This is a genomic window from Paenibacillus taichungensis (assembly GCF_050994985.1).
GTDB classification, from domain to species: domain Bacteria; phylum Bacillota; class Bacilli; order Paenibacillales; family Paenibacillaceae; genus Paenibacillus; species Paenibacillus taichungensis.
In genome coordinates this window covers 960,647-974,338 of sequence record NZ_CP194720.1, presented here as the reverse complement: position 1 = coordinate 974,338, position 13,692 = coordinate 960,647, and the positions used below count along the sequence as shown (strand labels likewise).

Here is a 13,692-nt window from a genome sequence, read left to right as displayed (position 1 = left end):
CCTTCGATATACCTATAGAACTAATTTTTGGAATTCGCTTCACTTCCTTACGGATCATGCCGATGATATATAATATCCTATAATTTGGATGAAGTTGAATGATTTAAGACTAGTGGGGTTTTCCCCCTAATCAAGAGTAAAAAGACTGAAAGTATGCGCTGTTGCATTATTCTCAATCAATGAAAACTACGCATAACGGCGTTATATCGTGATTAAGAAAAAGTTTTTGAAAAAAATTTAATATTCCCCAAAAAGTGTACCGAAGTTTTCAAACTAGAAAGGAGATTCGAAGCCTCACATGATATTAATTAAATGCAAAAAAATACTGCTTTCCCTATTGGTGATTAGCATTTTAATTCCAGCAGGGAACATTGGCAGCATCTACGCGGAATCATCTGTCAAGACCCACGCGTATGACGGGCTCGATGCCATGTTTGTCCTGGATGTTAGCTACTCTATGAATGAGACCGACAAAGATCGCATCGCCGAAGAAGTTATACATATGTTTATGGATATGAGTAGTGGACCTAAGACCCGACTGGGATTCGTAGCTTATAATGATCAAATCACTTCATCCGTACCTCTAATGGACATATCATCCTCTGGGGCACGAAATAACCTTCGTAGTCGTGTTGATGGCTTAAAACGCTCAGGCTATACAGATCTTGGACTTGGCTTGCGCCGAGGTGCGAGCTTGCTTGAACAGTCTCAGACGGACAAACGAAAGCCATTTATGATTTTGCTCTCTGATGGGGAAACGGATTTGCGTGGCTCGTCGAGCAGAACACCAGCTGATTCATCCAAAGATGTAGACAAGGTGATTGAGATGGCTCAAAAAGCTAATTATCCAATCTATACCGTCGGACTAAACCGCGATGGTACGGTTAACCCCGCTGAACTGGAGCGAATTGCTCAGGAAACTGGTGGATCTTCCTTTATCACGGGAAGTGCAGACGACTTGCCTGAAATTTTCAACCGCATTTTTGCAGATCAGATTCAATCTGTTCTTGTATCTGTGGCAGCAGTAACAGCAACAGGGGCAATGCAGGAGGTAACTGTGGACATCCCCAATTCAAGCATGGCGGATGCCAACATTATCATGCTCTCTGATCATGCTGTCTCTGAAGCTCAGCTGTATTATCAGTCCAGCAATGTCAGCTTCATCCGATCTGATAAATATGCTCTAATGAAGATCATTCGTCCGGTCAAAGGACAATTCAAGCTGAAATTCAAGGGGCGCAGCGGAGATTTGGTGAAGATCAACCTACTTGGAAACTACAACGTGTCTGCGGTTGCACATATGGCAACGGAACAGCCAGTAAAGGGGAAAAGCATCACATTTGAAGCCTCTCTCTACGATCAGGCAGTGGACCCTAAACCCATTCAGGATTTGAATGTTTACAAGGGACTTGAAGCAGAACTCATTGTCACCCCGTCTGATGGAAAAACAGAGCGCATCCCTTTGACTAATACAGGCAGCGGATTTACGGGAAAATACACTTTTCCAAAATCGGATCTATACACATGGGGTCTTCGGATTGATGGTCCTGACTTTTATCGGGAGATCACTCCGGTTGAAGTAGATATTACGAATCAGGCCCCCGTAGCAACCGGGGAGTCCATGGTGTTATCCAAAGACGATAGCAATACAGAAGTTGACCTAAGCAACTATTTTAAGGATGCCAATAATGACCCATTAACGTATGCCCTCGCAGAAGGTGGGAGTGAGCGCAAACTCGGAGACGCTGTCATTGAAGGTAATATACTGCGTTGGTCTTCGCTCCACACCGGTAGTTCATTTATCAAGGTGACCGCAACGGATTCCGAAGGCGCGAGTGTAACCGCAGACATCCAGTTGAAAATTCATTCTTTACGTGAAAAGATACTTCTATATACGGGACTCGGTCTCCTCACAGCCGGGGGAATCTTCGCCCTGTATTGGTTTGTACTGAAACCAAAACCTGTATTTCGCGGAAGGCTGGAAGGATACTTCTTGGCCACTGCAAACGGAGAAGATATTCCCGTGACGAATTGGCCACTGACTTCATTGGAGCGACGGAAAGTAAGTCTCAGTGAACTATTTGATCGTATGGACATTGGGGTTAAGGTACCGGAGTCGGGACGAATTTGGCTGGAGGCTGGTAAAAAGGAAACGTTATTGGTACGGCATGACACGAACTGCACAGTCGTCCGGGGACGAACACCAGTGAAGCCCAGACATACAGAAGCTCTGGAGTATAATGAAAAGTTGTATATTACATTTGAGGATGGGGTCACAGAGATTGAAATTCGATACAAAGCCATCAAACCAAGTACTAATATCTATGTAGGACAAAAGAAAGATTCACAGCAGACCATGGGATAATCATCGCAGTGTTGATGAGAACGATCATCTGCAATGACACTATTGTAAAAACAGATGCATAAAGAGAATTAATCGACTTATAGAAAATGATTCCTGTTCAGAACAGGAATCATTTTTTTATCCCTTTGGTATCTCGAGTGCTTATGTGTTCTGAAGATAGCAATGTTCTCTTAAAAGTCTGTCTAACACTCCCCTGCCAGTTCCGCATCTGTCCAATGAAGCTGAACACCCTGGCGAATCAGCTGTGCCTGATAGTCGTGAAGATGCTTCGCCGAAACCCTCACCTCTGAGGGCTCTACTTGCTGTGCAATTGCATAAGCAGCAAGGGTGCCCGCAGCCTCGCCAATATTCCATTCGGTGGGATGCAGACGGTAACAACCGTTCGCAATCTGGGTCATGGAGATATTTTTGCAAGCCGCAAGCAAGTTCTTGACTCGCACCGGGATGAGTGCACCCAGCGGAATCTCATAGGGATGGTTCGGTATATAAAAAGTCCGCTGGCTCACGGTTGTTGGATGGAGATCCAGATGATAACTGCCGACACCCACACTATCCTCGTAACGTTTGGCTCCCTCTGCTCCGCGCAATGCCTTGCTCACATCCTGCTCGGTAATGGTATATACGCCTCGGATTCGCCGTGATTCCCGAATATACGGTGCTTTCGCGAGACCGTCTTCCGTACCGAGCACATCTCCACGCAGCCTTACTCCTGGATAACCCTTTCCGCCGTCCAGTCGGGGAGCTGCTGTCTGAAGCCAGTATACTAAAGAAAGAGTTAGTTGCCTCGCCGCTTCCAGATGCCGCTCGCGTTCCTCCGGCGATACGCCAATGATCGGCCCGGCGTAATAATCGTTCAGTGCCCAGTTGAGCAGCGTGACTTCACCATCATTCAGTGACTCTGACCATATAGCCGGGTCAACGATCCGCCGATAATCCCACAGGGGGGTTATGCCCTGATCATTCGGGAACATCGTGAACTCTTTCAGCTTGGAGGTATCATTAGCATCCGAAGCGTACCAGCTCAGGATCGGATACAGTGAGAACGAGGGAACATACTGACGCCAGTAATCATAATCCCTCGGACGAGGGATCGTGAAGTCTCCTCCCGGCACATAATCCACTGCCGCCACATGGGTAATCGACTGCATGTCTAGCGGGTTCGCTTCATCCAGGGCATGTGGCTCACCCGTATCCCGCCGAGATTCCGCTCCACTTACATACTCTACTCCCGCAAGGGGAAGCAGATCACCGCATTCTGTAGCATCCAGATAATAGGCACCCTGGAGCTTAATTAATCCCCCATTTCGTTCTTCACGCACAGTCACGCCAGTCACCCGGTCACCTGCTGTATCTACATGTACTGGCACGGTATGATAGAGCACCTCGATCCGACCGGTGTTCACGTAAGGCACAAGCATCTCATGCAAAACAGCAAGCGCGACCTTCGGCTCATGCGCCAAGCGGCTCACCCAGCCATTACCGGGGTTAAGAACAGGATCGCTCTTGGCGACATCCGTAAGCGGGTAGTTCCGTCTGTAGTAATCTCTGACCCGGCTGCGGAACTCACGGTACGAAGCTGTACTGCCAGATTGTTCAATCCAGCGGTGCTCATCTGGCGGTACTGCCTGTGAGGTCAATTGACCGCCAAGCCAGTCCGTCTCTTCCGTCAAAAGTACCCGTTGCCCTGCCTTGGCTGCAGCCAGCGCAGCTGCAGTCCCGCCAAGACCACCGCCAATAATGACGATATCACTGTGTTTCTCCTGCTCAATCCCCATGCTTTGTCTCCTCCCTGTCACTGCCTTCAGACCAGCCAACGCCGTCCTTACGCAGGTGTTCCAAGGCCAGCTGCGCCGCCCCGAAACAGCCTGCCCAGTTACCGAATTCAGCCACTGCAACCCGGTCTGCCAATCCGAAACTGGACAACTTAGCGGTAAGCATCGGCCACCATATAGCCTGATCATGGGTCACACCGCCACCAAGAATAATCAATTCCGGATCTATCGAGGCAGATATATTCGCAATAACCGAGGCCAAATCAGATATGTAACGCTCTAGAATGTACAACGCTATTGCTTCTCCCTGTCTTGCAGCGGTCATAATCTCTCGGCCGTGAGTATACGTGTTGCCCTTCTGTTCCCGCGCCAGCCGCATCAGTGCACTACCGGAAATGTATTGCTCCACGCAGCCGCGTTTGCCACAATTGCAAGGCCGACCGTCAGGCACCAGCACACTGTGCCCCCAGTCCCCACCGCGCCAGTCTACTCCCCGTAACATCCTGCCAAATGCCATATTGGCCCCACCGACCCCAGTTCCGAGTGTCAGCATAACCAGGTTCTGCTTACCGCGGCCGGTGCCAAGCCACGCCTCGCCGAGCAGTGCAGCATTGGCGTCGTTATCAGCAGTTGAAGGCAGGCCAAATTCCGCTGTTGCCCACTGCGTCAGTGGCATTCCCTGCCAGCCAGGTAAATTGTTCGTTGCGTGGATCACTTCACCCGTTTCCACATTCACCCTTCCTGCCGAGGCAATACCCAGTGCCTTCACTTCTTCACAGCTAGACAACAGTTCACTTACTAACCCGCGCAGCTGGACAAGTATAGCCTTCCGGCCCAACTGGGCCTCGGTTGCACATGTAGCTTCCACCAGAACGACTCCTGCTTCATTGACCACAAGCCCTTTAATGCCTGTGCCTCCTACATCCACGCCAATGACCTGCGGCATTCGCTTTCCCCCTATTCACACAAGCCCTTCAATAAATACGGTCGATAACCGCCCTGGCCGTTAATTCCTTCATCTTTTTAGTCTCTTCACCATGCTCGCGCTCCAGTCCCTGGCAGAGCAAGTCGATAATAAACAGCTGAGAGATTTTAGCTCCTACAGAACCGCCTTCAAGGGGAGACTCCTTCCCCGCGGTCAAGAGCAAGATATCCGCAATAGAAGCAATGGGGGATTTGGCATAGTTCGTCATGGCAATCACCTTAGCCCCGTTTTGTTTAGCCTTCATCAGCATATCGTTGGTATCCAGCGTACTGCCGGACACACTGATGCCAAAAGCCACGTCACCTTCTCCCATCGTTACCGCCATCATGGACTGAATATGACTGTCGGAATTCGCTTCCGCACGTCGGCCGATACGCAGAAAACGGTTCTTGGCATCCATAGCGGTAATGCCTGACGAGCCCACGCCGAAGAATTGCACATGTCGTGCACTGTCCAGACACTTTACTGCCTGCTCCAACTGACTACGATCCAGCATACCCAAGCTGGATTGCAGCACACCCACCATCGAGGCATATAAATGGTCGGCGTAATCGTCCTCTCCCTGCTCGCCGTCTGGCTGGTTCTGCCGTTTCGGCAGCCCCTGGGCCAGCATCAGCTTGAAATCCTGATAGCCTTTAAACCCGATTTTACGGCAGAATCTCATCACCGTGGTCTCTCCGGTACCAGCAAAATCAGCCAGCTCAGTCACAGAAAAATAGATTATATTATCCGGATTGTCCCGTACGCACCTGGCCACCTTCTGCTCCGACTTGGTCATGGAAGGATAATACGTATTAATTCGGTCATTCATCTCCATTACTCTTCATCCTCGCTTTTTTCTGGTCACTGCTGCGAACTGTCGGGTAATTAGCTGTGGCCGAGTTATTGCGGAGCCCACCACAACCGCGTATGCCCCCAGATCAAGCGCTTCTTCTACCTGAAAAGGTTTACTAATCCGCCCTTCGGCAATGACCGGAATCTTCAACCGCTGTGCAGACATTCCCAGCAGCTCCAAATTAGGCCCTTCCTGCTGCCGGGAATACGGTGTATAACCCGATAGTGTAGTCGAAACACAGCTGACTCCAAGTGACTCAGCATATAAAGCTTCCTCCAGAATGGAGATATCTGCCATGGAAACTACCCCATTTGCGTTCAGATAGGCGGTGATTTGCTCCAATGTATGATTTTCCGGCCTGCTCTGGCGGGTCGCATCAAATGCAATGATATCCGCTCCGGCCTCTAGCAGCTCGTCAATTTCTCTGAGAGTTGGGGTGATATATACAGCAGAATCCGGGTAATTGCGCTTCACGATGCCAATAACCGGCAATGAGACGGTCTGCTTGATCGCACGTACATCTGCTGCCCCGTTCGCCCGAATACCAGCGGCCCCTCCTTCCTCCGCAGCAGCTGCCATACGAGCCATCATCGCCGCGCCATGCAGCGGTTCGTCAGCCAGCGCCTGGCAGGAAACAATTAGCCCCAAATGCAGTTTCTCCAGCACTACCTTTGTCAGGGTTTCCACCCTCTCTCTTATATTCTGCTTTCCTTACCTGGGTTGGATGGTACGAATCGTACAGACAGGCCCACTTCGAACATCCGGTTCCATGGCATATAACAATCGGTAATCTGGATACTCCCAGCTGTAGTATCGATCCGCACAGTAAGCTCTTGTCGCAACCTTTCCTCTACTCGGGCAGCAACAAGGCCACGAGACCCATCGAGCAAGTACTTGCCATATCCCATCTCCTGTACCGGGCCATTGCTAAGTTCTCCCCGAACGACTGAACAATAGCAGACATCCTCAGCATAGCGGAGAGCGAGGAAATCAAGATGCGATTGTGTACGACCATAGAGCAGATAGATCATGGCCTGCGAAATGACGGTTCCTAGCGAGTTGGAGCTGGTATTCCAGGCGGCATATCCAGCCAGATCAAATAACATGTCTTTTTGCCGCAGCATCTTGACCAGCTTCTGATCCCCACCATTGGCATATCCCACATCCGCTACAGCCACCGGCTTGTTCTTGCTCCTGAGCAGAAAGTGTCCATATTCCACCAGTTCCATCAGGTTTCGGTATACATCATAGCTGTAAAAAGAATGCTGCTGCGACACCGCTTCCGCCATCGTCTCTCCAGGTGTGCTAATCAACAGCACCAGATCTGCTTCAGTCTCACTGGATGCAATTAACCCACCTGCAGCCAAAATCTGATATTTGAGCGTCTCATAGAAAAATCGATCCTCGAATAGCGGAGTAACAAACGCCCCCTGAACAGATGATAATCGTGGGTACACCAGCGGCATCCGATCGTGAGCCTTGTTCATCATTCTGGAGAGCAGTACGCAACCAACTTCGTCCGCACCAGGATACATGTAGACTTTAAGTTCCAGATCAAGGGCGGTAATCCGGGCTCGCACTTTCTCCTGATCCTTGGCTGTATGTCCATAAGGCGCCGAATCATCCTGCGGCACAATCATGAAGTCGATAATTCCTTCCTGGACCAGAGCCAGCACTTGCTTGTTAGCTTCAATATTTATGGCCCTGCGTCCCAGGTAATCTTCCAGCACTTCCATTGGTAGACGGTTATCGATATCGGCCAGCTCGCAGATCTCCTCATCCGTCCCAATCCCCAGCTCCATCCGATGGCTGATGAAACCTTTGCGAAAAATCTCTCTTCCCCAGTCGGCGTAATAATCCGGCTCCTCATCGGACAGAGAATATTGCGGGCAGCGCATAATCAGTTGGAACGCATACAGGGTTAGCTGCGGGTACTGCTGCTTGATCCCCCGAAGGCGCTCCAGACGGGCCGTTAGTTCATCCGGCTTCAACTGATGCAGACGGGAAGGAATAATCCCGCCATAGAGCAACGTATCTAAGGCAACGATTGCTCCATCTGCCCTTGCACAGCTCTCCTCAAACCAGGTCCATAACTGTTCCACATCGCCCGGACGCTTTTTCAGGCCCATGATTTCAAGTGGCGGACGCTCAACTTTGAATTTCGTTCCCTGTGCCAACAAATAAGGAAACTCATAATTGCAAGGCCGTTCATCTAACGGAACAAAGGTTAGCTTATACTGCTTCGGCATGAATGCGTTCACCCTTTCTGTGTTTTTTTATCCTTTAATCGCTCCGGCGATGCCTTCCATATAGTATTTTTGGGTGAAAAGGAAAACAATGATAATCGGCAGCACCGAAATCATGGTGCCGGCGGCAATCCAGCCGAAGTTATACGAGAATTGACCGTTCAGATACGTCAGGGCCGCTGCCAGTGGATATTTCTGCGGATCATCCAGCACGACAATCGGCCACAGGAAATTGTTCCAGAATGCCATAACTTCAAGCAAGCCAATGACGGCAATACCTGGTTTAACCAATGGCATGACAAGCTGCACGAAGATACGGAACTCGGAGGCTCCATCCATTTTGCCAGAATCCCGAATATCCGTCGGTATGCCCAGAAACGTTTGTCGCATCAGAAAGATGTTAAAAACCGACACCGCGGCCGGAAGCACAACACCAAGAAACGTATTGCCCAAGTGAAAGGCCTGAATCGTTAAATAATGCACAATCATCGCCGTTGCCGAAGGAATAATCATGGTCGAGATCAGCAGCGTGAACACCAGATTACGTCCCCTGAACCGAAAGGTCGCGAGTGGATACGCCGTTAGGCAGGACAAGAAGATGTTAAACACTACCCCAAGGAGCGTAATCACCACCGTATTTATGATGTAGCGTGGAAAATCCATGAACTCCCACACCTGCACGTAGTTATCGAAAGCGATGAAGGTTGGTAGAATTGCTGGTGGATTCGCAAACACATTACGACCAGGCATCAGCGATACGCTGAGCAGCCACAGAAAAGGACCCATCATAAACAGGGCGAGCAGAATCAACAGTACATAAATGATCAAATGACGAAGGGCTTTTTTCATTTTCTTAGACGAAAGCGTATGCCGAATCAATAGGTATTCACCCCGCCTCTCCGGTTCAGCCGGAACACCAACACACTGAGCGCTGCTACCATCACACTGACGATCAGCCCAAGCGCCGAGGCATACCCGAAATTGAATTGCTCCAGCCCTTTTTGAAAAATATAAACGCTTGAGGTCAGCGTGGACGTTCCCGGCCCGCCCTTGGTGAGAATATAGACCTCATCGAATACACGAACGGCACCCATCACCGAAATTACGGTGCAAAAGAGAATATGCGGCCGCAGCAACGGAAGCGTCACATGAATAATCAGTCTCAGTGGTCCTGCTCCATCCACTCTGGCGGCTTCGTATAGATCTGCCGGAATTCCCTGAAGCCCAGCCAGATAGAGCATCATATAATAGCCGAGACCCTTCCACATGGTGATGAACATCAGCACATACAGCGCCGTACTGCTCGTGGAAAGCCAGGAGACCTGCTCACTAAGAATGCCAACCTTCAGCAGCAGGTAATTGACCACGCCGTTATTGCCCAACAGCCAGCTCCAGATCAGTGCCACCGCGACCATGGAAGTTACAACCGGTATGTAGTAGGCAGCCCTGAACATTTTGACACCTGGAATTCGGCTGTTAACCAGAATGGCCATGAGGATCGAGATGATTTGAATCACCGGCACAACCAACACATACACCAACGAATTCCACAGCGAAATCAGGAAATTGTGATCTTGAAAGGCCCGGGTAAAGTTATCCAAACCAACGAAATGTGTCTCTGTAATGACAGAATAATCGGTTAATGAGAGGGGTACCCCGTAAATAATCGGCCAAAAGGTGAAAACTGCCAGAAACAACAATCCCGGTGCCATAAACGCCCATGCAGCAAAAGATTCGGATCGAATCGCCTTGTACACGGCTACGCCTCCCTCTCTTCTAGAATTGAGGGGGAGTACTCCCCCTCATCAGACTGTACCGCATAAGTTCAGGATTCCTGGTTAAGAATTTGGTTAACTTCCTTCTCCACTGCGTTCAACGTTTCTTTAATATCTGCTCCGTTCATCAAAATTTCCTGCAAGCCCCGTGCCAATGCGGAGTTGATATCTCCTGCATTCGGTACGCCGACCATGTAATCAGTGGCTTTATCAAGACTTTGGGAGGAGGCTACCTTGGCTTCGGCTTCCAGCGATCCGTCGGATTGCGTAAAGAACGGATCTTCAATAGAGGCTTTACTCGACGGCAGCGTGTTGGCTACCTTGGAGAAGGCAGTCTGGTTCTCTGCATTGGTAATAAAGGCGGCAAATTCCACCGCTTGCTCAGGGTTTTTGGATTTCTGTGGTACAACGAGATCCATGGAATTGGAGAGCCGCAGGTTCGCTTTGCCTGTAGGGAGCGTTACCGCAATCGTATTCTTGTAAACATCCGGTGCAGATTTCTTGATGAAGTTGATAAAGGTTGGACCCGACAATTGGAAAGCGACCTGCTCCCCGGAAAAATACTGGATCTGCTTGCTGAATTCGGCATCCTCCTTCAGCACCACGCCTTCGGCCATCAGATCACGCATTTGAGCGATCATCGCCTCTGCCTCCGGCGTATTGAAAGCGGCGGCCGTTTTGTCCTTATTTAGAATCGGAATGCCGTCGATTGGAAATAGCTTGGAAATAAGCTGCTGCGCATAACCGGCCACTCCGGTCTTTTCATGGACCTGACGGGCCCACTCCACAAGTTCCTCTCGGGTCTGCGGCGGATTTGCCGGATCAAGGCCTGCCTCCTTCACCAGCTTGGTATTCATGAACAGCACTTCGGTACCTGTGTACCAAGGAAGCGCGTAAGCTTTGCCATCCAAAACAGTAGAATTATAAATGCCTTCAAAGTAACTCTTCGCTTCCTCATCTGTCAGGTATTCATTCAGATTCAGCAGCGCTCCCTTACTTCCCAATTGACTGGCGAATTCGGTATTGAGGTTCACAACATCAGGGCTTTTGCCACTGGCCGTACTGGTCAATAAACGCTGTGAAATGGCATCATATGGATAGTCCTTCCACTCGACTTTCACACCAGGATGACTGCTCTCATACTTGGCAATCAATTCATTGAAATAATCGTTGAACGTTGGCTGTAAAGCAATCGTCCAAAACTCCAGCGTCACCGGCTTTCCCGCTTCCGCACCCGTCTCCCCAGTGTTTCCCGGACTCGGCGTACCAGCCGTATTGTCATTTCCTCCGCAGGCGGCAAGCAGCATAGACATCATAACGACTAGCAGCAAAGATACTGTGAAGCCCTTTCTGTTGGTGGTCACACAACATTCCCCCTCAGTTTGGTATAAGACGGGAGCCGGCGCTTACGTCAGATTTCCTGGCTAATTACTCCATCTTTCCAATGGAGTATATGCAGACCCTGGAGTTAGAATGAAGTATTCTTCCAGAAATAAATTAAAAAAAGAAATAATTTTTCTTTTAGGTTAAAAAAACACAAAAAAAAGCCAGTTCGATCCGTAAAAGGACCAAACTGACTTATTTGTTACAACTATATGTATAAGACAAGGCTGCAATTAAGCCGTCTCATGCTGTTTCTTCGGCTCTGCTTCATAGACTTGCGTATGTTTATTTTCAGCTAAAGCCCATTCTACCGTGCCAGGTTTGCGTATTTTCCACATCCAGGCCTGTACTTGAAGTGATCTCTTAACCCATGCGAGGGACGCACAACGTTGCTCGGAGCGAACTGATAATCCCCAGTGAATAACGCGTGCGAGCCACCGGTTCACATACTCATTATGAGAACGCACAGATGGCAATTCATCGCGGAACAGTCGCTGTTTAACATCCATAGGGGGCTGCCCGCATGTCCAATAATGAAGCAACGCTGCCAGGCTATATATGTCTGACATCGGTCCCTGACTGGATTTCTCCGAGTAGAACTCAAGCGGCGAATACCCGGCCGATGTAAAGATCGCCTGTTTTTCCCCGGATTGTACAGGCCAACGAGCTGCTGAACCGAAGTCCAGTAGTTTGGGCGTACCGTCTTCCATCACCATAATATTGGATGGCTTCACATCACGATGAAGAATTCCCTGCTTATGAATATAGTCCAGTGTATCTACCAGCGGGAGCAATGTCTCCGTAATAAATGCCGCGTCCAGCGCATGATTTCGCTCAATCAGATATTCGGTTAAGGTTACCCCTGTACAATATTCCATAACAAGATACCCTGTATCATTTTCTTCGAAATGATCCACATACGACACAATATGAGGATGATTCAATGTCGATAACAGCTCTCCTTCTACCAAAAATGCAGCAAGAAGTTCCTGATACTGACCACTGAAACCTCGTGAAGAACAGAACACTCCCCGTTTGTCAGCCTGACGTGCTGCAAGCCTCTGGGGGAAAAACTCCTTGATTGCTACTTTTGCACCTGTATTCCGGTCTCTTCCTGCATATACAATAGCCAGCTCACTGCTAGCCATGAGATGTCTTACCTGATATGTATCATTTAAAATTACATTGCGTTGCAATGCCATTTTGCAATTGTCCTTTTTCATAACAGACCCTCTTTTCAACCTTGTCGATCGGAAGACTTGCCGCATGTTGCATCATTTGGTCCAACCAGACAGGCGTTTCATCGCCAACCATGTATATAAACCAAATGATGCAATTTGAATCACAACCATGCGGAAATATTAAAAAAATTCTATATTTAATAATTCTTCTGTAAAAATTGCTGAATTTCTTGGTTCATCTGCTTCAACACGTCTTGAGAAGGAAAATGACCTGTGTCGTATTTGATTGCTTTGACATTCGGAATAATCTTCTGAGCTCTTTCAATGACCTTATCTGCCGGGAAAAAGACATCCTTTTCTCCCACCAGCAGCAGAGTTGGCGATGTATAATTCACCAATTCGTCCTGCTCCGTAAGCTTGGGCATATCCTGCTCCAGACTGACGTATTTGAAGATTTTCCCGATTATATTTTTATCTATTTCTTTCATACAACTACATGACATGATATCCGCGATCTTTTGCAAAGAAGTTGGAGAAGAAGTCATTTTGTACGTTACGAGTGGCAACACGATATCCTGAGCCATTTTAATTTTGGATCCTACGGCCAGTCCAGCGGGTGCTACCAGAACAGAACATGCAATTCGGTCCGGAATGTAAGTTGCCAGTCTTAGGATAATTCCGCCTCCAAAGGAAGGACCGATAAACGCACTTTTTTCGATCTTGTAGTGATCCAGCAAATCAGAAATCCACAAAGCCAAACTATCAAACCTTGCCGAAATTCGTGTTTCTTCACTGTAGCCTGGATGACCGATCGTATCCGGCGCGATAATCCGGTAATCTTTGAAAAGAGAAGAGAACCATGACAACGTCATCGGATTCACACAATTTCCGCCCTGGAGAATAAATAGCGGCTTACCGTCTTCTGGACCTGTTAATAAAACATGCGTTTGTCCAAAACGTGTCTCGACGTACTCTCGTGTAAAACCTTCGCCCAATTGCTCAACATACGCTTCGTATTCCTCAAGTATGCTGCTCTTGCCTTCTTCACTTCTATAAATGGAACTCATGTCTGCCTCCTGCAAAGTATACTCTTTCAACATTTTATGGATTTTAAGGTCCATAAATATAAAAGAGCCCGCTGATGACAGGC

At 48.8% G+C, this 13,692-nt stretch carries 11 protein-coding genes; 1 reads left to right on the top strand and 10 read right to left on the bottom strand.

Going from position 1 to position 13,692, the window contains the following annotated elements:
• Positions 1 to 298: 298 nt before the first annotated feature.
• Entirely contained in the window at positions 299 to 2,365 is a 2,067-nt protein-coding gene (locus ACR1R9_RS04455) for a vWA domain-containing protein (protein ID WP_433948808.1), read from the top strand.
• A 182-nt stretch (positions 2,366 to 2,547) separates the two neighbouring features.
• Here ACR1R9_RS04455 and ACR1R9_RS04450 read toward each other — a convergent pair whose 3' ends face one another.
• The 10 genes from ACR1R9_RS04450 to ACR1R9_RS04405 all read right to left on the bottom strand — a co-directional run bounded on the left by ACR1R9_RS04450 (position 2,548) and on the right by ACR1R9_RS04405 (position 13,609).
• Positions 2,548 to 4,140, bottom strand: a complete 1,593-nt coding sequence (locus tag ACR1R9_RS04450) for an FAD-dependent oxidoreductase (protein ID WP_433921623.1) — start codon at positions 4,138 to 4,140, stop codon at positions 2,548 to 2,550.
• Entirely contained in the window at positions 4,130 to 5,083 is a 954-nt protein-coding gene (locus ACR1R9_RS04445; RefSeq protein ID WP_433921624.1) for an ROK family protein, read from the bottom strand. Before ACR1R9_RS04445 ends, ACR1R9_RS04450 begins: the two co-directional genes overlap by 11 nt.
• A 28-nt stretch (positions 5,084 to 5,111) precedes the next feature.
• Positions 5,112 to 5,939 (bottom strand): MurR/RpiR family transcriptional regulator, encoded by an 828-nt coding sequence (locus tag ACR1R9_RS04440; RefSeq protein ID WP_076288021.1) that lies wholly within the window; start codon positions 5,937 to 5,939, stop codon positions 5,112 to 5,114.
• A gap of 6 nt (positions 5,940 to 5,945) precedes the next feature.
• Positions 5,946 to 6,635 (bottom strand): N-acetylmannosamine-6-phosphate 2-epimerase, encoded by a 690-nt coding sequence (locus tag ACR1R9_RS04435; protein ID WP_217504846.1) that lies wholly within the window; start codon positions 6,633 to 6,635, stop codon positions 5,946 to 5,948.
• Between the two features lie 17 nt (positions 6,636 to 6,652).
• Entirely contained in the window at positions 6,653 to 8,206 is a 1,554-nt protein-coding gene (locus ACR1R9_RS04430; protein WP_433921625.1) for a DUF4127 family protein, read from the bottom strand.
• A gap of 27 nt (positions 8,207 to 8,233) precedes the next feature.
• Positions 8,234 to 9,052 (bottom strand): carbohydrate ABC transporter permease, encoded by an 819-nt coding sequence (locus tag ACR1R9_RS04425; RefSeq protein WP_076288293.1) that lies wholly within the window; start codon positions 9,050 to 9,052, stop codon positions 8,234 to 8,236.
• A 26-nt stretch (positions 9,053 to 9,078) separates the two neighbouring features.
• Positions 9,079 to 9,960: a carbohydrate ABC transporter permease gene (locus ACR1R9_RS04420; RefSeq protein WP_076288019.1), complete on the bottom strand. Its 882-nt coding sequence runs from the start codon at positions 9,958 to 9,960 to the stop codon at positions 9,079 to 9,081.
• 68 nt (positions 9,961 to 10,028) lie between these two features.
• Positions 10,029 to 11,342 (bottom strand): ABC transporter substrate-binding protein, encoded by a 1,314-nt coding sequence (locus ACR1R9_RS04415; RefSeq protein ID WP_433921626.1) that lies wholly within the window; start codon positions 11,340 to 11,342, stop codon positions 10,029 to 10,031.
• Positions 11,343 to 11,594: 252 nt separating this feature from the next.
• Positions 11,595 to 12,584, bottom strand: coding sequence for a serine/threonine protein kinase (locus ACR1R9_RS04410; RefSeq protein ID WP_433921627.1), 990 nt, complete (start codon positions 12,582 to 12,584; stop codon positions 11,595 to 11,597).
• Between the two features lie 155 nt (positions 12,585 to 12,739).
• Positions 12,740 to 13,609 (bottom strand): alpha/beta fold hydrolase, encoded by an 870-nt coding sequence (locus ACR1R9_RS04405; protein ID WP_076288017.1) that lies wholly within the window; start codon positions 13,607 to 13,609, stop codon positions 12,740 to 12,742.
• Between the last annotated feature and the right edge of the window lie 83 nt (positions 13,610 to 13,692).